General features: G+C 32.9%; 15 protein-coding genes. 12 read left to right on the top strand and 3 right to left on the bottom strand.

The window, feature by feature from the left end; all coding sequences use genetic code 11:
• Positions 1 to 287 precede the first annotated feature (287 nt).
• The 10 genes from ACK5ON_RS06315 (at position 288) to ACK5ON_RS06270 (ending at position 16,963) form a co-directional block, all read left to right on the top strand.
• Positions 288 to 3,407: a glycosidase gene (locus tag ACK5ON_RS06315; RefSeq protein ID WP_409820903.1), complete on the top strand. Its 3,120-nt coding sequence runs from the start codon at positions 288 to 290 to the stop codon at positions 3,405 to 3,407.
• A 24-nt stretch (positions 3,408 to 3,431) separates the two neighbouring features.
• A complete protein-coding gene (locus ACK5ON_RS06310; RefSeq protein ID WP_396174957.1) occupies positions 3,432 to 4,868 on the top strand; it encodes a glycosyl hydrolase family 16 in 1,437 nt (478 codons plus the stop codon).
• 36 nt (positions 4,869 to 4,904) lie between these two features.
• Positions 4,905 to 5,705, top strand: coding sequence for a family 16 glycosylhydrolase (locus tag ACK5ON_RS06305; RefSeq protein WP_409820901.1), 801 nt, complete (start codon positions 4,905 to 4,907; stop codon positions 5,703 to 5,705).
• Between the two features lie 45 nt (positions 5,706 to 5,750).
• Positions 5,751 to 9,221 carry a hypothetical protein gene (locus tag ACK5ON_RS06300; RefSeq protein ID WP_409820900.1) on the top strand — a complete coding sequence of 1,157 codons (3,471 nt, stop codon included), beginning with the start codon at positions 5,751 to 5,753 and terminating at the stop codon, positions 9,219 to 9,221.
• Positions 9,221 to 10,471 carry a glycosyl hydrolase family 17 gene (locus ACK5ON_RS06295; RefSeq protein ID WP_409820898.1) on the top strand — a complete coding sequence of 417 codons (1,251 nt, stop codon included), beginning with the start codon at positions 9,221 to 9,223 and terminating at the stop codon, positions 10,469 to 10,471. The genes ACK5ON_RS06300 and ACK5ON_RS06295 overlap by 1 nt, the downstream gene beginning before the upstream one ends.
• A gap of 62 nt (positions 10,472 to 10,533) precedes the next feature.
• Positions 10,534 to 11,988 carry a glycoside hydrolase family 30 protein gene (locus tag ACK5ON_RS06290; protein ID WP_409820896.1) on the top strand — a complete coding sequence of 485 codons (1,455 nt, stop codon included), beginning with the start codon at positions 10,534 to 10,536 and terminating at the stop codon, positions 11,986 to 11,988.
• Positions 11,989 to 12,014: 26 nt separating this feature from the next.
• Positions 12,015 to 13,442 (top strand): MFS transporter, encoded by a 1,428-nt coding sequence (locus tag ACK5ON_RS06285; protein ID WP_396174948.1) that lies wholly within the window; start codon positions 12,015 to 12,017, stop codon positions 13,440 to 13,442.
• An 18-nt stretch (positions 13,443 to 13,460) separates the two neighbouring features.
• Entirely contained in the window at positions 13,461 to 14,396 is a 936-nt protein-coding gene (locus ACK5ON_RS06280) for a glycosyl hydrolase family 17 protein (RefSeq protein ID WP_409820894.1), read from the top strand.
• Between the two features lie 87 nt (positions 14,397 to 14,483).
• Positions 14,484 to 16,184 carry a family 16 glycosylhydrolase gene (locus ACK5ON_RS06275; RefSeq protein WP_409820892.1) on the top strand — a complete coding sequence of 567 codons (1,701 nt, stop codon included), beginning with the start codon at positions 14,484 to 14,486 and terminating at the stop codon, positions 16,182 to 16,184.
• A gap of 191 nt (positions 16,185 to 16,375) precedes the next feature.
• Positions 16,376 to 16,963: an RNA polymerase sigma factor gene (locus tag ACK5ON_RS06270; RefSeq protein ID WP_409820889.1), complete on the top strand. Its 588-nt coding sequence runs from the start codon at positions 16,376 to 16,378 to the stop codon at positions 16,961 to 16,963.
• Between the two features lie 221 nt (positions 16,964 to 17,184).
• On the opposite strand, the gene nth is transcribed toward ACK5ON_RS06270, so the two are convergent.
• Complete coding sequence (gene nth, locus ACK5ON_RS06265) at positions 17,185 to 17,844, bottom strand: endonuclease III domain-containing protein (protein WP_396174940.1); 660 nt, start codon at positions 17,842 to 17,844, stop codon at positions 17,185 to 17,187.
• 72 nt (positions 17,845 to 17,916) lie between these two features.
• Between nth and bcp the strand changes: the two genes are divergently transcribed.
• Positions 17,917 to 18,369, top strand: coding sequence for a thioredoxin-dependent thiol peroxidase (bcp, locus tag ACK5ON_RS06260; protein WP_409820886.1), 453 nt, complete (start codon positions 17,917 to 17,919; stop codon positions 18,367 to 18,369).
• Between the two features lie 78 nt (positions 18,370 to 18,447).
• On the top strand, positions 18,448 to 19,485 hold the full coding sequence (locus tag ACK5ON_RS06255) for a Fic family protein (RefSeq protein WP_409820884.1): 1,038 nt from the start codon (positions 18,448 to 18,450) through the stop codon (positions 19,483 to 19,485).
• 177 nt (positions 19,486 to 19,662) lie between these two features.
• Here the strand turns inward: ACK5ON_RS06255 and ACK5ON_RS06250 are convergent, their stop codons facing one another.
• Both ACK5ON_RS06250 and ACK5ON_RS06245 read right to left on the bottom strand, forming a co-directional pair.
• Positions 19,663 to 20,511 (bottom strand): DUF4249 domain-containing protein, encoded by an 849-nt coding sequence (locus ACK5ON_RS06250; protein ID WP_409820882.1) that lies wholly within the window; start codon positions 20,509 to 20,511, stop codon positions 19,663 to 19,665.
• Positions 20,512 to 20,522: 11 nt separating this feature from the next.
• On the bottom strand, positions 20,523 to 21,861 hold a 1,339-nt coding region (locus ACK5ON_RS06245; RefSeq protein WP_409820880.1), incomplete at its 5' end, for a TonB-dependent receptor plug domain-containing protein.

The raw sequence follows: 21,861 nt of genomic DNA, 5'->3' as shown, positions 1-21,861 counted from the left end.
GTTTTATCTTTATAGTAGGTCATCACTTAATTTAGTACTTTTTTCTTTATTTATCTAATGTAAGCCACATTTATGATTTTAAAATCATCTTGTATAGTTTCTTTAATATATAATTTGAAAGTCAAATTATAAAAAATGTAAATTTACAATATCACAATTTAAGTCTTTGTTTTTTACTGAAACACAAAAAAATAGCGGCTCATAATTGTTTTTTAAACAAAAAATTTGTCTAAATAATGTAACATTCAAATTTAATTTAGATTTATAAAACCAAACAAATTACTATTATGAAAAATTTTATTTTACTATTTGCAGTTCTAATTTTTTCAACATCTGTTTATTCTCAAAGCAATAAAGTTGCTATCGTGAATGACAGTAAAGGGATGAAACTTGTCGTTGATGGAAAAGATTTTATTGTAAATGGAATGAATTGGGATTATTTTCCAATAGGAACAAATTATTCCTATAGTCTCTGGAAGCAACCTGATGCATTTATTAAACAAGCTCTAGATGAAGAAATGGGATTGTTAAAGAATATGGGTGTAAATACTATTCGTGTTTATACTGGTATGCCAAAAAAATGGATAGAATATGTTTATACTAATTATGGTATTTACACTATGCTAAATCATTCATTTGGTCGATATGGATTAACATTAGATGGTGTTTGGACACCTAATACTGAATATTCAAATAGTAAAACACAAGCTCTTTTAATGAAAGAGGTGAAAGAGATGATTTCTGAATACAAGGATACAAAAGGTCTGTTATTGTTTTTACTTGGAAATGAAAATAATTACGGCTTATTTTGGGATGGTGCAGAAACAGAAGATATTCCAATTAAAGATAGAAAATCAACGGTAAGAGCTGAGTCTATGTACAAGTTTTTTAATTCTGCTGTTGTAGCCATGAAATCAATAGATACTTCACATCCAATTGCAATATGCAATGGTGATTTGCTTTTTCTTGATATAATTGCCAAAGAATGTAAAGACGTTGATATACTTGGAACCAATGTTTATAGAGGGGTTTCATTTGGAGATTTATTTGAACGAGTAAAAAAAGAATATGGTAAACCAGTTTTATTTACTGAGTTTGGTGCTGATGCTTTCAATGTATTAACCAATCAAGAAGACCAAAATGCTCAAGCTTTTTATCTGAAAGGAAATTGGAAAGAAATATATGAAAACGCTGCTGGTTTAGGCAAATCAGAAAACTGTTTAGGAGGTTTTACATTTCAGTTTAGTGATGGTTGGTGGAAATTTGGTCAAACCAAAAATTTAGACACCCATGATAGTAATGCTTCCTGGTCAAATGGTGGTTATCAAAAAGATTTCACTGAAGGTCAAAACAATATGAACGAGGAATGGTTTGGAATTTGTGCCAAAGGACCTACTAGTGCAAATGGGTCATACCAACTGTATCCTAGAGCGGCTTATTATGTATTAAAAGATTTACATAAGTTTAATCCATTTGACAGTGGAGTTGATGTAACTGCTTTAAATAGTAATTTCGAAAAAGCAAATCTTACGGATGCATCTCTTCGTGCTCGAGGAGATAAAGCTGCCTTAGCTAGTAATGATGGAGAAAAATTAAAAATCAGCAATTTAAGAGCCGAATTCACTACTTTTTCTACTGGTGGAAGTCTACTAACGACTCCTGAAGTTGATGATCCAAATACCAATACATATCCAAATAAAACAGGTTTTGATCATATGCAATCTTATTTTATTGGAGTTGAAGGAAATCCATCATCCAACATGACAGCAAACGTAAACTTTAATATTCTTGGCAATGTAGCAAATAATCCCATTAACGAAATTTTTTATGAAAATAGAGGTAGAGCTCAAACTGTTGTTACAGAAGATGGAAATGTATTAACTACTGATGTAAACAGAATTCAAGTTTATAATGCCTCATACAAATGGAACACAAAGGATTTTGAAGTAAGAGGTTTTTACAGAGTTGGTCATTACCATTGGGGCTATGAAGGTGATTTCTTTGGGTTGTATCCAGAAACGAATTATGGGCCAAATTTAGACATTTATAACGGAGAAACATTAGGTTTAGAAATAGATGGTAAAGGAAGTTTGGATGGATTAAAAGCCGCTTTTGGTCCACAATTATGGTGGGGAGCGAACCCAGCTTATTTGCTAAAATACAGCAAGAAAATTGGCAGGGTTGATGCTACTGCAGTGTATCACGAAGATATAGCTAGTGCTGCTGGTGCCATTACCTCCTTATTTATCCCTCAACCCATAACAAGAAGAGCAACAGTTCATTTTAAAACAAAATTAGGTTCGTTTGGAATTGAATTAGGTGGTATTTGGGGCGGACAACCTTTAAACGGTAGAGAATTCCAAATGATGGATGGTGATGTGGTAAAAGTAGATAAAGTCAAATCGAGCGACAATTGGGGTGGAAAAGCTAAATTAACTTTTTCAGAAGGCAGATTTAATGTTTACGCTCAAGGAGCATTACAAGGATTAGTTGCCAATGGTGGTGTCGATTTAACTCAAACTTTTACAGGATGGCGTTTAAAAGATTCAGGAAGTGGAAATCAAATGAATGTGCTAACAGGATTAACTTATAATGTAAATTCTAATTTACAATTAGCTCCCAACTTTTTATGGCAAAAACCACTTGTTGACGCAATGCCAAATGGCGTGGATGCCCCAGGAAGATTAAGAAATATTTTAGAAGACCCTTTTATTGTAAGAGTCAATCGAGAAACTGTTGGTGGTGAATTCTTGTTAACCTATGACCCAACACCAGCAACCTGGATGTACGAATGGAATAATGATATGGTAGAAGATGCTAAATTTGCATTTAATACTGGATTTGTTTACCGTCATTTACCTACAACACAAGATGCTGCCATAGGGTTTTTAGCCAATAGAAGTCTTTTTGCTTTTGAAAGATCTGCACCAGCTCAAGATTTATGGGAATCAAATACCAGAATAGTATCCAAACTTACTCCCGATTTAGGAATAATTGCTAACATTTATTTTGGTAACGGTCAAGCAAATGGCGACTCCGAAAGAACAATAAATAGAGTTGGTGGCGATGTTAGGATGATATATAAAAAAGTAAAAGTGGTTTCCTCTGTTAAATTTAACGATTGGGGACCATTTGACTACCACCGAGATTTTAACTTAACTTTCCCTGTTCAAACAGCATTAGACATATCAACTTCTGTTGGAAAACCAAGTTGGTTCATTTTACCAGATACTAGAATAGGTATTATGGGAATTTGGCGTTCACTTGACCAATATTCACCTAGGTATTCTCCAACTTTTGTTCCAGAAAATACATTTCCAGCAGTTCCACCACTCAGTCCAGTTGGATTTGGTAATGGTTCTGAATGGGAAATTAGAACTTATGTTCACATAAACATTGGAAAATAAATTAAAAATTAAAAAATTGAAAAGATGAAAAACACAAATTTTAAATTATTTAGAAATTCGCTTCTTTTAGTATTGATTTTACTTATCAATTTTAGTTGCGAAAGAGAGATGTCGGATGACGCTACATTAGCTACTTATCCCAAAACAGCAGAAATCTTCATCGAAGATGTTATAGGGATGGGAACAGATTTTTACTTTCCTTATGGTCCAGATGCCTCTAATCCTGTGGGCTCCTTATTTACAGCTTGGTCGGTTGATAGACAAGTAGGATACAATAGTAATGCCTCCATGCGTTTTGATGTTCCAAATAGTAATAATCCTCAAGGAAACTATGCTGGTGCCATTTTTAGAACAGAAGGAGCAGGTCGTAATTTAACGGGCTATGACGCATTAACTTTTTATGTTAAAGCTAGTCAGGGAGTAACTATTGGTGAGTTTGGTTTTGGTGAAGATTTTTTCCCAAATAAATACATTACAACTATTAAAAATGTAAGCGTGGGAACAAATTGGCAAAAAGTAATTATTCCAATACCCGATGCATCTAAACTTGTAAAAGAAAGAGGTATGTTTAGATATTCAGCTGGTAGTGAGGGAACCAACGGATTTGGTTATACTTTTTGGATTGATGATTTGAAATTTGAAAAATTAGGGACTATTGCACCAGGTCAAGCTTCCATCATGAATGGGAATAATGTTTCTCAAACTACGTTTGTTGGAGTTAGCTCAAGTGTGCAAAATGTGAGAGTAACATTTAATTTACCTAGTGGAGTCAATCAGGCAGTAGCAGTAAGTCCAGCTTTTATGGATTTTACCTCTTCCAACCCGAGCGTAGCATCTGTTGATTCCTCAGGTGTAGTTACATCGAATAGTGCTGGTACAGCTGTAATTACTGCTAGTTTTAAAGGAGCAACCGCTTTAGGAAGTTTAACCATTAATTGTTCTGGTGTTTTTGTTAGCGCGCCAATTCCTACAAGAAATCAAGCGAATGTCATTTCTATTTTTTCAGATACCTATAATAACGTACCAGTAAATTATTATAACGGCTATTGGCAGCCATGGCAAACTACTGTTTCCAACGATTTTTCAGTTCAGGGAGATAATATTTTAAATTATACCATCTTTAATTTTGTTGGTATTGAATTTAGCAACCCAACAGTAAATGCCACTTCCATGACACATGTACATTTAGATGCATTTATACCAGGCCCAATTGCTCCGGGAAGACAACTTAGAGTGATAGTAGTTGATTTTGGTGCCAATGGTGTTTTTGGTGGCGGAGATGATACAAGACATTCTACTACTTTTACAGCGCCTTTTTTAGTTTCACAAAATTGGATGTCCATTGATATTCCTTTCTCTGCAATGCCTGGTTTATTAAGTCGGTCTAAACTTGCTCAACTTATTTTAGAAGGTGGTGATGGTTCGGTCATTTATGTTGACAATATCTATTTTTATAACTAACCAAAAATATCTTTTTAACTTTTCAAATATATAATAATGATAAAAATAAATAATTTACTTTCAGTAGGTATTTGCTTACTATTTTTAGGTTGTTCAACCGATGAAAAGCAAACTGTAATAACCAAAAAGACATTGGTTATGAGTGAAGAATTTGATGTAGCTGGTGCTCCAAATCCTGACTTATGGAGTTATAATATTGGAACCGGCAACAACGGTTGGGGAAACAACGAAAAACAATATTACACTGATAGACCGCAAAATATAATAGTTGAAAATGGTAATCTTAAAATAACTGCTCGTCGAGAATTGTATTTAGGTTCTGCTTTCACTTCGGCGAGAATTTTAACCAAAGGTAAATTGGAACAAAAATATGGCAGAATAGAAGCACGTATCAAACTCCCATTAGGTCAAGGATTATGGCCAGCTTTTTGGATGCTTGGAGCAAACTCCGACACTGTAATTTGGCCTGCCTGTGGAGAAATTGATATTATGGAATACCTTGGAAATAGTCCAACTAAAATATTTGGAACCGTTCACGGTCCGGGTTACTCTGGTGGTGAATCAATTTCAAAAAACTTCTTTCTTTCCAATAGTAGGTTTGATACTGATTTTCATGTCTTTGGAATAGAATGGGATGAAAATAAAATAAATTTTTATGTGGATGACTTTTTATATCATTCTGTTACACCTAGTGATGTTCCTGGAGAATGGGTTTTTAATCAACCTTTTTATTTAATTCTTAACATTGCTGTTGGAGGTAATTTACCAGGTTCTCCAAATGCTGAAACTCCTTTTCCACAATCAATGTTAGTGGATTATATCAGAATATTCGAATAGAAATCGGTTAATAATTATTTAAATCAAATTGAACTTAGAAAGTTTATGAGCCAAATCCAAACAATTATGAATAATGATTCAAAAATTGTAGATAAAACTGTTTCTTTAGAAATGGTCGTTATTGATAATGAAAATTATTATAAAATTGCTAATAATGAAAGCATGCGACCATTTTTTATGAGTATCGTAAGTGATTCAAATCATTGGCTATTTATTTCAAGTAACGGAGGATTAACCGCTGGAAGAAAAAATGCGGAGTTCGCGCTTTTTCCATATTATACGGATGATAAAATTACTGAGTTTGCTGATATTACTGGAAGTAAATCTATTTTTCAAATTCATTCTGACGAAAAAACATTTATTTGGGAACCATTTTCGGAACGATTTAATGAAAATTATTCAATTAGCAGAAACTTATATAAAAACAGCTATGGGAATAAAATTATTTTTGAAGAGGTTCATAACGATTTTCAGTTAACTTATAGATATCAATGGAGTTCCAGTAATCTATTTGGATTTGTAAAAACATCTGAGCTGATCAATAATGCAACATCTGATTATTCAATTACCCTTTTAGATGGGATTCAAAACATTTTGCCTAATGGTGTTAGTAGCGATTTACAAGCAACAACCAGTAACTTAGTTGACGCTTATAAAAGAAATGAATTGCTGAAAGAGAGTGGTTTAGGTATTTTTGCTTTAAGTGCTATTATTGTGGATAAAGCCGAACCCAGCGAAGCTTTAAAAGCCAATATCGCATGGTCTTTGGGATTAGAAAAACCAACATATTTGCTTTCGTCATTACAACTTCCAGCTTTCAGAAATGTTCAACAACTTTACACCGAAACTGATATTAAAGGCGAAAAAGGTGCCTATTTTCTTTCGACAGACTTGTATTTAGTTAAAAATTCAACAAAGAGCTGGAAAATAATTGCCAATGTCAATCAAACCCAATCTCAAGTTATTGCCTTAGCCCATGCAATTACTAATGATAAGCAATTAGAAAATAAGCTTATTGACGATGTTGAATTAGGAAAGCAAAATCTAATTGCGTTAAATGCTACAGCAGATGGATTACAATTTACAGCAGATAAACGCAAAGATACTCGTCATTTTTCAAATGTATTATTCAACATCATGCGTGGTGGAATCTTTGACAATAATTATCAAGTTGAAAAAAGTGATTTTGTAAATTATATTTCAAAAGCAAATAATATCGTTTTTGAAAATAATTCTGGTTTTTTTACTAGTTTACCTGAAACTTTTGACTATTCGCATTTGCAACAATTAATGGCAAGTGTTGATGATGCTGATGTAGTTCGGTTATCTACAGAATATTTACCTCTTAAATTTAGTAGGAGACATGGCGACCCTAGTCGTCCTTGGAATAAGTTTTCTATCAATACCAGAAGTGAAATTGATGGTTCCAAAATATTAGATTATCAAGGCAACTGGCGCGATATTTTTCAGAATTGGGAAGCATTGGCTTATGCTTATCCTGAATTTATTGATGGCATGATTCATAAGTTTTTGAATGCCTCTACTTTTGATGGTTACAATCCGTATCGCGTTACAAAAGAAGGATTTGATTGGGAAACCATCGAACCCGATAATCCGTGGTCTTATATTGGCTATTGGGGCGATCATCAAATCATTTATTTATTAAAATTTTTAGAGTTTATAGAAAAATACCAACCTGGTAAATTGAACTCTTATTTTGATAAAGAATGTTTTGTTTATGCAGCTGTTCCCTACACAATAAAACCGTATCAAGAGATTTTACAAAATCCAAAAGATACCATTTTGTTTAACCATGAATGGGATGCTAAAATCAATTTACGCAGAAATCAGATTGGTGCAGATGGTGCCTTGCTTCGAGACAATAATGATGAAATCTATCACGTAAATTTTATCGAAAAAATATTGGCTACCGTTTTGGCAAAAATGTCCAATTTTATTCCGGAAGCTGGGATTTGGATGAATACACAAAGACCAGAATGGAATGATGCCAATAATGCACTTGTTGGAAATGGCGTTTCAATGGTTACCTTATACTATTTGAGAAGATTTTTGAAATTTTTCCAACAATTATTAGAAAACTCCAATCAAGAAACCATTAAAATATCGAATGAAATGGTGGAATTTTATCATGCTATTAGAGAAAATTTAATTGCATTTCAACCGCTACTTTCAGCTCCCATTAATAACCAAGATAGAAAGAAAATATTGGATGCTTTAGGACTTGCGGCCTCAGAATATCGCTATCAAGTATACAACAGTGGTTTTTGGGGTAAGAAAAGAACCCATTCTATGGCTGGTTTGAAAAAATTTACACAAGTAAGCATTGATTTTATAGAGCATGCAATTAATGCCAACCAAAGACACGATAAACTATACCACGCTTATAATTTAATGTCGATAGAAAATGACGGAATATCCATTTCCTATTTGCCCGAAATGTTAGAAGGTCAAGTAGCTGTTTTAAGTTCAGGATTTTTAGACGGTAGAGAATCACTTCAAGTTTTAGATGCACTTAGAAATAGTGCTTTGTACAGAGCTGATCAAAATAGTTATATTTTATATCCAAACAAAAAATTACCAAAGTTTCTAGAGAAAAACACCATTCCAAAGGAGAAGGTTGAAAAATCCTTTTTACTGAAAAAACTCCTTTCAAATGGTAATTTCCAATTGATTAATCAAGATATAAAAGGTGGATTTCACTTTAATGGAAATTTTCATAATGCAAACGATTTAAAAGAAGCGTTACTCAAGCTAGCAAGTAGCAAAGAATACAAAGAATTAGTAGCTTCAGAAACAGAAGCCGTTTTGCAAATCTTTGAAGATGTTTTTAATCACAAAGCATTTACAGGCCGTTCAGGTACTTTCTATGGTTATGAAGGTTTAGGGTCTATTTATTGGCACATGGTTTCGAAATTGCAGGTGGCGGTTTTAGAAGTCACTAATCAAGCTATTGAACGAAATGAAAATCAAGACGTTATTAATTCATTAAGTACTCATTTTGAAGAAATAGGAGCCGGAATTGGCGTTCATAAATCCCCCGTTGTTTATGGAGCTTTTCCAACCGATCCTTATTCGCATACTCCCTTCAATAAAGGAGCTCAACAACCTGGAATGACTGGACAGGTTAAAGAAGATATTTTGACTCGTATCGGTGAATTGGGTGTGAAGATGCACAATGGAAAATTGCAATTTCAACCAAATTTGCTTCACAAAAAAGAGTTTTTAGCGGAAGATACCGAAGTTGTATTTATTCAAATTGATGGCACTAAAAAGTTAATGACTTTAGAGAAAGATTCTTTGGCATTTACCGTTTGTCAAGTTCCAGTGGTATATAAAAAAGCTTCAAAAAACAGTTTGGAATTGTATTTTAAAAACGGAACTAAAGAAACATACGATACTTTAGAATTAGATGACACACAAAGTAGAAAAATCTTCAATCGTACTGGTGAAATTTCCAACGTGGCAGTTTTTTTAAATGAAGATTACCTGAGATAATGAACAAACTGATTTGCATCATACTACTCTTGTTTATATCATGTAATCAAATAAATACTAGAAATCTAGTTTCAAAGGAAATGACCGCAGAAAAATTATTAGGAAATATAAACTATCAAGCCATTTGTTATGGTGGCTATAGAACACAAACAAGAGATATTGTTCCAACAGTTGCTGAAATTAAAGAAGATATGTTGATTTTATCAGCAATGAATATAAAGGTCATTCGTACCTATAATGTGCACCTCAATGAAATTACTAATTTATTAAAAGCCATATCAGAGTTAAAAGAAACGGATAACAATTTTGAAATGTATGTGATGTTGGGTGCATGGATTGATTGTAAAAATGCGTGGACAAAAGAAAATCCGATACACGACCAAGAAAGTGAACGAAATGCAATTGAAATTGATGAAGCAGTGCGATTAGCCAATAAGTATCCAACTATTATAAAAGTCATTGCAGTTGGAAATGAAGCCATGGTGAAATGGGCAACCAGCTATTATGTAACCCCAAATATTATTTTGAAATGGGTAAACTATTTGCAAGATTTAAAGAAACATGGAAAATTACCTAATACCCTTTGGATTACAAGCTCAGATAATTTTGCTTCTTGGGGTGGAGGAGATAGTGAATACCATGTTGAAGATTTGAATAAATTGATTAAGGCCGTTGATTATATATCGTTGCATACCTATCCTATGCATGACACGCATTATAATCCAGTTTTTTGGGGAATTAAAGAAAACGAACTGCAATTGAAAGAAAAAGAAAAGATTGATTTTGCTATGTTAAGAGCGAGAGATTATGCCATATCACAATACACGAATGTAGTAAATTACATGAAATCTATTGGTGTCAATAAACCAGTTCATATCGGGGAAACGGGTTGGGCTACTTCATGTAATGCACTTTATGGAAAACAAGGTTCAATGGCGACGGATGAATATAAATCAGCCCAATACTATAACCTAATGCGAGAATGGACGAATAAAATTGGAATATCTTGTTTTTATTTTGAAGCTTTTGACGAAAGTTGGAAAGATAGTGCAAACCCTATGGGTTCTGAAAATCATTTTGGGTTAATTAATTTACAATCGGAAGCTAAATATGCATTATGGGAAAAAGTTGATGATGAAATTTTTAAAGGTTTAACCCGAAACGGAAAACCCATCACCAAAACATATAATGGCGATGAGAAAGCATTATGGTTGGATGTAAAAACGCCAAACAAAGTTTTAAAGAATTAATACAAATGGGAAAATTTAAGTTTGTCCATATCAATTTTAAATTTTTGATAATAGTAGTTGTCATGACATTTTCATTGCACAGTTGTAAAGTAACCAATACTCTAAATGCAGAAGTTTATGAAACTTCAGCTCAGGGATATTCATTAAAAAAAGTCGACCAATTTTTGGAAGATAGTACTCCTATATTAATAACTTTAAATCCCAACGAAAAATTTCAAACAATAACTGGTTTTGGTGGCTCTTTTACCGAAGCTTCGGCCTCTTTGCTCAATCGATTGAGTAAAAAAAATCGAAAAAAAATATTGGATGCTTATTTTAGTGAAGATGGCGCTAATTATTCTCTAACTAGAACACATATAGCGTCTTGTGATTTTTCTTTAAGTAATTATACGTACGCCAAAGTTGAAAATGATTTAGAATTAAAAAATTTCACAATTGAAGATGACAAAGACGATCTCATTCCGATGATTTTGCAAGCAAAGTCAATATCTAAAGATGGTTTTAACATCATTGCTTCGCCTTGGTCTTGTCCACCATGGATGAAAGACAATAAAAAATATGTGGGTGGAAAGTTATTACCTGAGTATAATGACACATTTGCTTTGTATTTTTTTAAATATTTAGATGCGTATAAAAAAGAAGGTATCGATATTTGGGGAGTTACTGTAATAAATGAACCTCATGGTAATGGAAACAATTGGGAAAGCACTCTATTTTCTCCAATCGAAATGACTGATTTTGTTCAAAATCATTTAGGTCCAAAACTAGAAAAAGACGGTTGGGGTGATATAAAAATACTGGGTTACGATCAAAATAGAGCTGGAATAAAAGAATGGGTTGATGTGATGTATAAAGATGAAAACACATCTAAATATTATGACGGTTTGGCTATTCATTGGTATGAAAGTACCTATGAGGTATATCCCGAAGAATTACAATACGCCCATCAAAAAGCACCAAATAAATATTTAATTCAAACAGAAGCTTGCGTTGACTCTGAAATTCCACATTGGCAAGACGATGCTTGGTATTGGAAAAAGGAGGCAACAGACTGGGGTTGGGACTGGGCAAGTGAAAAAGAGAAATACTTACATCCTAAATATGCACCAGTCAATCGTTATGCAGCCGATATTATTGGTTGTTTAAACAATTGGGTTGATGGATGGATCGATTGGAATATGGTTTTGGATACACAAGGTGGCCCTAACTGGTTCAAAAATTGGTGTGTGGCTCCTGTAATTGTTGACACTGAAAAAGACGAAGTATATTTCACTCCTTTGTATTATGTAATGGCTCATTTTAGCAAATTCATGCGACCAGGAGCAATAAAAATTGGATGCACGATAAGCAATAGTGAGCTAATCTCGAGTGCGGTACAAAATCCTGATGGATCAATTGCGTTAGTTATTTTTAATCCAACAGATAATAATAAAACAATAGAAATTGATCTGAACAATAACAAAAAAAATATTTCCATTACTGCAAAAGCATTGCAAACAGTGGTTATTAAACCATAATAATTAAAAATCTAAAAATACCTTATATGTCAAATAGTAATTCAAATTCCACGTCCATAGTTCCTATGGGTCAAAAAATTGCCTTTGGCTTGGGGATGTTGGCCAACCAAATGTTTCCTGCTGCTTTAGGTATTTTTATGGTTGTATTAGTGGAAAATTTAGGTATGCCATCATGGATGTGGGGTGTTTTGTTTTTTGTACCAAGAATTGTCGATGCATTTTTTGATCCAATTATGGGATTTATTTCAGATAATACAAAATCGGTTTGGGGAAGGAGAAGACAATATGTCTTTGTTGGTTCCATAATTATGGGAATTGCTTTTATGATTATGTGGCAACTACACAGAGAAGATAGTGTAATGTATAATTTTACTTTTTTTCTAACTTTTTCACTTATATTCCATATTGGGCTTTCTATTTTTAGTGTTCCTTATGTGGCGATGGGATATGAAATGAGCGATGATTTTCACGAAAGAACCAGTATAATGGCCATATCACAGTGGATAGGTCAATGGGCTTGGGTTATTGCTCCTTGGTTTTGGGTAATCATGTATGATCCTTCTTGGTTTCCTAATGCTGATACAGCTACTAGAACTTTGGCAATATGGGTAGGTGTTGTATTTATGTTATTAGCTATGGTTCCAGCTATTTTTATTAAAAGTAAATCTACCAAGTTTGATAATAGTCTAGAGCCATTAACATTAAGTACTATTGGAGGAAGTTTGAAAGAAATTTTGATTAGTTTCAAAGAAGCATTTTCTAATAAACCTTTTAGAAAACTTTGTATTGCTACGTTTTTTATTTTTAATGCCTTTAATACCGTTGCTGGCTTTACATTTTTCATAGTTGTTTATTATTTATTTAATGGTGACACAACTGCATCTGGTATTTGGCCAACACTTTTCGGATGTGGAGGTGCTTTAGCAACTACTTTTATTGTTATTCCGATTGTTGCTTGGATGTCAAAAAAAATGGAGAAAAAGAAAGCATTTTTACTCTCACAAGGAATTTCGGTTTTAGGATATATATTACTTTGGTTTCTTTTTATTCCAGGAAAACCCTATATGTTTTTGTTTGCCCTGCCTTTCTTTTCATTCGGAATAGGAAGTTTATTTACATTAATGATGTCTATGACAGCCGATGTGTGTGATATGGATGAATTAAAGTCTGGCAAACGAAGAGAAGGGGTTTTTGGTGCCATCTATTGGTGGATGGTTAAGTTTGGTTTTGCTATTGCCGGATTATTGACAGGAGTTATTATGTCTGCAGTTTCTTTTAAAGCGGGTGCTCCAACACAACCTGAAGGAGCAGTTACAGGGTTGCGACTTTTCTTTTCAGGGGTGCCAATATTCGGTACCTTAATTGCCATGTGGGTAATGAGGAATTATGATTTAACAGAGAAGAAAGCAAGAGAGATAAAAAAAGAATTAGATACCAGAAAAGGCATTTTATAACTATAATACCAATAAATTATGTCATTTAGAGAAGGGCACTATTTTTCAATCACAAATTTTTCTAACGAATCTGAGCATCAAAATGCCTATCATAGCTATGCTCTAAGAATAGATTTTTCTGAAATCTCTTCAAAAAAGTTAACTGAATTGTGGAATGAAACTTTAGAAAAAGGGATGCATGGTATTTGTTTTAGCATTTATGAAGATGGCCAAAAACCAGGAGATATAATTACAGCAGAACAAGTTAAAAGACGTATTCAAATATTGAAGCCCTACACTAAATGGGTGCGCTCTTTTTCCTGTATTGAAGGCAACGAACACATACCGAGAATTGCACACCAAAACGGAATGAAAACTCTAGTAGGTGCTTGGCTAGGAAATGATTTAGAACTCAACGAAAAAGAAATTGAAAGCTTAATTCAATTAGCAAAAGAAGGTTGTGTGGATATTGCTGCTGTCGGAAACGAAGTAATGTATAGAGGTGATTTAACCGAAAAACAATTGTTGAATTACATCCATCGCGTAAAAAAAGCACTACCAAATATCCCAGTAGGATATGTTGATGCGTATTATGAGTTTTCGCATCGTCCAAATATTACCGAAGCTTGCGATGTAATCCTAACGAATTGCTATCCGTATTGGGAAGGTTGCCCAATAGAATACTCTTTACCTCACATGCAAAGTATGTTTGGTTCTGCTAGTGATGCCGGAAGAGGAAAGCGTGTAATCATTACAGAAACGGGTTGGCCAAGTGAAGGCGGTTCCCTTAAAGGCGCTATTGCATCTGATGATAATGCCATGAGATACTTTGTTGAAACCCAATTATGGGCGAACCAGAATAATATTGAAACTTTTTATTTCTCCTCATTTGATGAGTCTTGGAAAGTAGGACCTGAAGGCGAAGTAGGTGCCTATTGGGGATTGTGGGATAAAAATGAAAAATTAAAATTCTAACGTAATAAAATTTTAAATTAATTAAAAAAAACAGGTGTTAAAAGAGTGTTGTTTTTTTAAATCCAAAAAAAGTATAAAACATAAATTATGAAAAAGAGATTTTTTTTTAAAACGCTATTTACCTTATTTTTAGTTTCACAATATGGATATTCTCAAATCGATGTTGTTTATAATAATTTAGTATGGTCTGATGAATTTAATACGAATGGTGCTATTGATTCTAATAAATGGTTTCAACAAACTCAATTACCAGCAGGAGGAAGTTGGTTTAATAATGAAGTGCAGCACTATACTAACTTATTAAGTAACTCTTTTGTAAATAATGGAAATTTAAATATTGTTGCAAAAAAAGAAACATTTACAAACCAAAATGTTACAAAACAATATACCTCTGCTAGGTTAAACTCCAAATTTGCATTTACTTATGGTCGAGTAGATATTAGAGCTAAAGTACCAAACGCACAGGGAACATGGCCTGCTTTATGGCTTTTGGGAAAAAATATTAATGAAGACGGTGGTTTTTTTGATCAGAATTTTGGAACTACAAGTTGGCCTGCTTGTGGTGAAATTGATATTATGGAACATGGAATTTTCCCAGGACAACCAATTAATTATATTGGGGCTGCAATACACACCACTTCATCTTCCGGAAACACAATAAATAAAGGAGGTATTCAAGCGTCAGATATAGCGCAGAACTACCATATTTATTCAATGAATTGGTCACCTAATCAAATTACATTCTTATTAGATAATGTTGCTTTTTATACGTATAATCCAGCGGTTAAAAATGCAAGTACTTGGCCATTTAATGCAGATCAATATTTTCTACTAAATATAGCTATGGGAGGTTTTGCAGGCACAATTCCAGCAAATTTCACACAAGCATCTATGATAATTGATTATATTAGAGTGTATCAAAATACAGCGATTGATACGCAAGCACCAACTAATTTTGTGGCTTCGGTTGGCACTGTTACAGGATCTTCGGTTGAATTGTTAATGAACGCTAATGATAATTCGGGTACAGTTGCTTATACCATTTCTTATCCCGGTGGAACAACTACCACTTTGTATAATCCGTCAGGAGTGCAAAAATCAGTAGTTATTCCAAATTTAGCGTCAAACACTAATTACACTTTCACAATTGCAGCAACTGACATGACAGGAAATACGGTTACCAATAGCCCGATTGTTCTGAATGCAACAACGACTTTTAATCCTCAGTGTACAGGAAACAGTACTCAAGCCACTGAAGGCACTTTTACTTTAGGGTATAATTACACTTTTCAAACCATAGGAACAGATGTTAAAATCACATTTGAGTTGTTAGACAATAAAGTTGGATTGGTTGCTTTTTTAAGAAGACAATCGCCATTTGCTGAAACTCAAATGACCAATGTATCAGGACAAACTTTTACACAAACCATTACTGGACAAACAATAGGTTCAACTATTTCTTATGCCGTTAAATTTGCTTACTCTGGAGGTTTGTCTGTAACAAATTATTTTTCTTATGTTGTGGGTAATAATTGTTCACTTGGCATAGAAAATTCTTCCATGACGAAACAATTGGGATATCCAAATCCCGTAGAAAATATATTGAATTTGCAATTGAATGATGTTCAAAATAAAATTACTTTATCAGATGTCTTAGGAAAAATTCATTACGTAGGTATGGTAAATGCTAACTATGCTTTTGATATGAGTGCTTATGAATCAGGGATTTATTTTTTGAAAATTGAGAATTCAAATGGGATACAATATTTAAAAATTATTAAAAAATAATTTATAATATGCGTCAATATTATATACTATTTTGTAATTATTTTACATTTTTTTCAATTTTTATTTGTTTTTTAAATTAAAATTTAGTTAAATTTGGTTCATAATTAATTCACAAAAAACTTTTGCCTATAGAAAACAATTACTTTTTAGATTAAAAAATCTTTTTTTAACCACTACTAAAAGGTAATGTTATGGCAAAATTGCAACTTCCTGATGCTTTATTAATTGATAAGTACATTGCAGGAGATGAAAATTCTTTAGCTCTATTAATTAATAGACACCAATCAAAAATATATGGTTACATCTTTTCTAAAGTATTGGATAGAGATGTCACAGAAGATATTTTTCAAGAAACTTTCTACAAAGTCATATACACTTTAAAACAAAAAAAGTATTATAATGAAGAAGGTAAATTTCTATCTTGGGTTTTACGTATTGCCAGCAATTTGATTATTGATAAGTTTAGAAATGATAAAAAAATGCCTTTAAATCGTGACACTGAAGATTTGTCAGTTTTTTCAAAAATTACAGATAATACACATAACATCGAAAACACACTAATTAAGAATCAAGTGAATATTGACTTAAAAGCAATTATTGAAAAATTGCCACATGATCAAAAGGAAGTAATTATGATGCGCTACTTTTTGGAAATGAGTTTCAAAGAAATTGCAGATTTAACTGGTGTTAGTGTTAATACTACTTTAGGAAGAATGCGTTATGCAATGACAAATTTGCGAAAAGTTATCGAAAAAAATAAAATTTATTTACCCACATAAACAATAAAAACTAATTTTTTGCGTTACTATATAAACAACTTAAATTTAATTGTTAGTATATGGCAAAACTTTACTCAAAAAGAAAATTAGCAAAAAAAACAATGTTACCCAAAAAAGAAACAATTCGTTTAATTCTACAATATTCTTGTGCATTGAATATTATTACAATTGGAAACATGAACTTCGACTCAATAGCTAATTAAGAAACAGTCCGGTATAATTTATCGGACTGTTTTTTTATAATATTCTTTTAAAACTGTTTTTCTTCCTATTGTTTTGGTGATTATATCAATGTCTAAATTCCATCCACGTGCTGGAGAATATTCTCTACCATACCAAATAATTTGAAGGTGTAAATCATTCCAAATTTCTTCTGGGAAAATAGCTTTGGCGTCTTTCTCTGTCTGAACAACATTTTTTCCATTAGTAAGATTCCATCGATACATCAGTCTGTGAATATGTGTATCAACAGGAAAAGCAGGAACACCAAAAGCTTGCGACATGACAACACTGGCTGTTTTATGCCCAACGGCAGGTAATTCTTCTAAATACTTAAAACTGTTTGGTACTTGACCGTTATGCTTTTCAATTAATATTTTTGATAAACCATGAATACCTTTAGATTTCATAGGTGATAAACCACAAGGGCGAATAATTTCTTTAATTTCTTCGACCGAAAGTTTCACCATATCATAAGGATTGTCGGCTTTAGCAAACAAAATTGGTGTTATTTGGTTTACACGAACATCAGTACACTGTGCCGAAAGTAGCACTGCAATTAACAAAGTATATGGGTCTTTATGATCCAACGGAACAGGAATAGAAGGATACAATTCCTTTAACGTATTTATAACAACTGTTGCACGTTCTTTTTTGGTCATTTTTTTTGTATTTTTATATTTTAAAAACTTCAAACAAAGTTAAACTTTAAACTATTTTAAACAATAAATAAAATGACAACACTAAAAAAAGGTGATAAAGCGCCAAATTTTTCAGGGAAAGATCAAGACGGAAATCTTCACACATTAGCAGATTACAAAGGTAAAAAATTAGTTGTTTTCTTTTATCCAAAAGCCAGCACGCCAGGTTGTACTGCCGAAGCTTGTGATTTGAGAGATAATTTTGAACGTTTTAAAACAAACAATTACGCTTTACTTGGCGTTAGTGCAGATAATGCCAAAGCACAATCCAGCTTCAAAAACAAATACGAGTTTCCTTTTCCACTATTGGCAGACGAAGACAAATCAGTAATACAAGCATTTGGCGTTTGGGGACCAAAAAAGTTTATGGGCAAAGAATATGATGGCATTCATCGAACCACTTTTATCATCAACGAAGATGGAATAATCGATGAAGTAATCCAAGAAGTAAAAACCAAAGCTCACGCCGCTCAGATATTGAAGTAATAAGCAAGCCAAAATAGCATAGTAAATAAAAATCAGTAATTAGCAAAATCTCAAAAATAGAAAAAGTAGCAAAGGACAATGGAGAATTTTGAAGAATATTTAAGACAAGGTGAACCAAACAAAGTAGAAAAAGCAAAAGTTTGGAAAACGGCTATCGGTTTGCAACAAATTGATGGATTAAAACCTTCTGATTATTTATTAGAAACTGCCAAACAAAATATTGAAGGTATTATTACCATTGAACAAGTAAAACAACGAATAGATAGTTATTACAAACTACACACAACCAAATTTGACGAAGATCGAACTGAAGAAGCAGACAAAGTTTCTGCTCGGATTACAGAAATTTTGAGTGAGCAAACCTTTACCTTTTCGCCAGCCGAATACCTTACAATTCATCGCAGATTGTTTCAAGGTATTTACAAATTTGCAGGTAAAATACGTGATTATAACATTACAAAACAAGAATGGGTGCTAAACGGTGAAACAGTTTTGTATGGTAGTGCCGAAAGTTTAAAAGCAACTTTGGAATACGATTTTAGACAAGAAAAACAGTTTAGTTACAAAGGCTTAAGTCAGCAAGAAACTATAGAACACATTGCTCGTTTTATTTCTTATTTGTGGCAAATTCACATTTTTGGTGAAGGCAACACACGAACAACTGCCATTTTTTTAATTAAATACTTGCGAACATTTGGTTTTCAAGTAAACAACCAATTATTTGAGCTACATTCGTGGTATTTTCGTAATGCGTTGGTTAGAGCCAATTACAAAAATCATACAAAGAACATTTACGATACAAACGAATTTTTATTGCGTTTTTTCGGAAATCTGTTGCTAGAGGAAAACAACACACTACTAAACCGAGAATTGCATATTTTTTATACTGACACTGTAAATTCAGTAAATGACACTGTAAATTCGACTAATGACACTGTAAATGACACTGTATTTTCTCTAGTAAAGCAAAATAAGAACATAACAACTACTGAAATTAGCGAACGGTTAAATCTGAGTTTAAGCACAGTAAAACGAAAAATAAAAGACCTTAAAGGGCAAGGAATTATTGAACGTATCGGAAGCGACAAAACAGGATTTTGGAAAATAATATCCTAAAATACGTTGACCATTTTTTGTTATAAAATAATTTCGATTATTATGTATGCCATTTTCAATGACGTTTACTTTTTCTCTTTCATAATTTGGGAAAAATGGTTTAAAGAATGAAATAGCCAAGAGTTCAATTCTTGGCTTTTCATTGTTTATACTTTTTGCAAACTAATTTTTCTAAAGTTAAATTGATTTTGTTTTAATTGATATACTGCACGCACCAAAATAGCCCAAGGCGTTTTTATCAGGTTTATTTAAATTCACGATATTACCTTTTATATTTCCTGGTGGCACATCGCCAGAAACTGGGGACGATGCCGTTAAATTAAAAATGGAGTAGTAATAATTATACATTTGTTCAGAGATGTTCAGTTGATGTAATCTTGCTATGTCGCCAGTAACCACAGGAAAATTATCAAAAGGTAAATAATTTAATAGAGGTTGCCCGTTGAAAAAGTCATCTTTTTGTATGGCTCTATAAATGTTTCCTGGTGAAGGATTTATCATTAATTGCTCGTTTATAAACAATTGCCATAAATAGAAGTTTCTTTCATTCAAAGGATCAGTTGTGTTTACTGTGATAAAATTTCCTTCTGGACTGCCTAATGCCGATGGAAAGTAATTTACCGTAAGACTATCTATAGCAGCACCTCCTGCTTTCAGAGTTTCATAAGCATTGTATTCATCGCCTTCATAGCTTATGATTAACTTATAAGTTTTGTTGGTTGCTGCAATAAAATTACTGCTGTAAACCCCATTTCCGATATGATTGTATGTATAGTTATTTGTTCCATCATTTACCATAACGATTGCATTTGTTACTGGCAGTGGATTAGTATTGCCTGTATAATTAGCGGAAAGACTGAGCTTTAATTCTTGCTGATTGATAACAGTGTCAATACCCCATAGAATATTTCCTTCTACTACTAGTTTGGGACTTGTATTTTTCAAATCTAAATTTATTTCTTTTTCGCAAGAAGTAAAAAGAGTAGCTGTTGCTACCAAAAGACAGATTGTTGTTGTTAATTTCATATTTATATTCTTTAAAATTTAAACTCGTAACTAATGCTTGGTATTAAACCAAAATAAGTAAGCTTATTTGCCTTGTTATTTCCTGTTCCTAATCCAGTTTCACTATTGTTGTTGGTCAAGGTTTCTTTGAAGGTAATATTTGCAGCATTCTGGCGGTTATACAAATTGTAAATACCAAATACCCATTGACTTTTCCACCGTTTTGTTTGTTTACCTTTTAACGTTGCTGCAATATCCAATCTGTGGTAATCGGGCAATCGATATGCATTGCGTTCGCTATATTCTGGTATAGAAAGTCCGTTAAATGTGTATTTTGATTCAGGATAAGTAGCTGGTCTGCCCGATTGATAAATGAAATTTGCAGAAATAGACCATTTCTCCGAAATTTTATAGTTTCCAGTAATGGCAATATTGTGAGGTTTGTCATAATTTGTTGAGTAGTACGCTCCATTATTAATTCCTCTTCCACCATCAACTCCTGGAGTTCTGCGTTCGGCTTTTGACAATGTGTAACTTATCCATCCTGTAAATCTTCCTTCACTGTTCTTTACCATAAATTCCAAACCATAGGAACGTGCATTACCATTTAGTAGAATTGTTTCTGGTGAATTGTTTAAAATAGGTGAAGCACCATCAATAAAATCAAATTGGTTTTGCATCCATTTGTAGTATGCTTCTACACTAAATTCAAATATATTATCCTTAAAATTTCTGAAATAGCCCGTAGCAATTTGGTCAGCCACTTGGGGTTTAATAAATGTAGAAGTTGGCGTATAGATATCCAATGGAGTTGGAGAAGTTGCAGTAGAAAGCAAATGAATATACTGGTACATTCGGTTATAACCCAATTTAATACTCGACACCTCATTTACTTGATAATTCAAACTGAGGCGTGGTTCAAAGCCAAATGAATTGTTTAAGAGTTCATTTTTTCTATAATTCTTGTAGGATGAAATGTTTCCTTTCTCATAATTATTGATGACTGGATTATAAACAACTGGTTTCCCATTCACGTATATTGGAATGGAGTCGTTTGCCATTTGAGCGAATTGAGATATTCTTAATCCATACATTAGTGTAAGTCTGTTAGAAATTCGGTAATCGTCCTGTAGGTATGCATAATTCTCTATAGCCCTTTTCTCTTTATAATTGGTCGGATTAATTGTAGAATTTGCACCAAAAGGTTTAATATTTCCTGGATTGAATTGATATAAAATAGAACCTATACCAAACTTGATTTTGTGTTTTTCTCCTGCGTAATAATCAAAATCAGCTTTGAAGTTTACATTTGAAAGTGAAGAGTTCCATTGAAAACTATTACCCGGATAAAAAGTAATTTCATAATCGTAG

This window comes from Flavobacterium sp. (assembly GCF_046317795.1).
Lineage (GTDB): Bacteria > Bacteroidota > Bacteroidia > Flavobacteriales > Flavobacteriaceae > Flavobacterium.
Note: the sequence above shows the minus strand (reverse complement) of the source record. Positions and strands in the feature narration are given on the sequence as shown.

What these genes read in the sequence shown, in the direction of transcription:
- ACK5ON_RS06315 (WP_409820903.1), top strand. Translation starts at nt 288, where the DNA reads ATGAAAAATTTTATTTTACTATTTGCAGTTCTAATTTTTTCAACATCT.
- nth (WP_396174940.1), bottom strand. Translation starts at nt 17,844, where the DNA reads ATGACCAAAAAAGAACGTGCAACAGTTGTTATAAATACGTTAAAGGAA.
- ACK5ON_RS06250 (WP_409820882.1), bottom strand. Translation starts at nt 20,511, where the DNA reads ATGAAATTAACAACAACAATCTGTCTTTTGGTAGCAACAGCTACTCTT.
- ACK5ON_RS06300 (WP_409820900.1), top strand. Translation starts at nt 5,751, where the DNA reads ATGAGCCAAATCCAAACAATTATGAATAATGATTCAAAAATTGTAGAT.
- ACK5ON_RS06305 (WP_409820901.1), top strand. Translation starts at nt 4,905, where the DNA reads ATGATAAAAATAAATAATTTACTTTCAGTAGGTATTTGCTTACTATTT.
- bcp (WP_409820886.1), top strand. Translation starts at nt 17,917, where the DNA reads ATGACAACACTAAAAAAAGGTGATAAAGCGCCAAATTTTTCAGGGAAA.
- ACK5ON_RS06255 (WP_409820884.1), top strand. Translation starts at nt 18,448, where the DNA reads ATGGAGAATTTTGAAGAATATTTAAGACAAGGTGAACCAAACAAAGTA.
- ACK5ON_RS06295 (WP_409820898.1), top strand. Translation starts at nt 9,221, where the DNA reads ATGAACAAACTGATTTGCATCATACTACTCTTGTTTATATCATGTAAT.
- ACK5ON_RS06270 (WP_409820889.1), top strand. Translation starts at nt 16,376, where the DNA reads ATGGCAAAATTGCAACTTCCTGATGCTTTATTAATTGATAAGTACATT.
- ACK5ON_RS06285 (WP_396174948.1), top strand. Translation starts at nt 12,015, where the DNA reads ATGTCAAATAGTAATTCAAATTCCACGTCCATAGTTCCTATGGGTCAA.
- ACK5ON_RS06310 (WP_396174957.1), top strand. Translation starts at nt 3,432, where the DNA reads ATGAAAAACACAAATTTTAAATTATTTAGAAATTCGCTTCTTTTAGTA.
- ACK5ON_RS06280 (WP_409820894.1), top strand. Translation starts at nt 13,461, where the DNA reads ATGTCATTTAGAGAAGGGCACTATTTTTCAATCACAAATTTTTCTAAC.
- ACK5ON_RS06275 (WP_409820892.1), top strand. Translation starts at nt 14,484, where the DNA reads ATGAAAAAGAGATTTTTTTTTAAAACGCTATTTACCTTATTTTTAGTT.
- ACK5ON_RS06290 (WP_409820896.1), top strand. Translation starts at nt 10,534, where the DNA reads ATGACATTTTCATTGCACAGTTGTAAAGTAACCAATACTCTAAATGCA.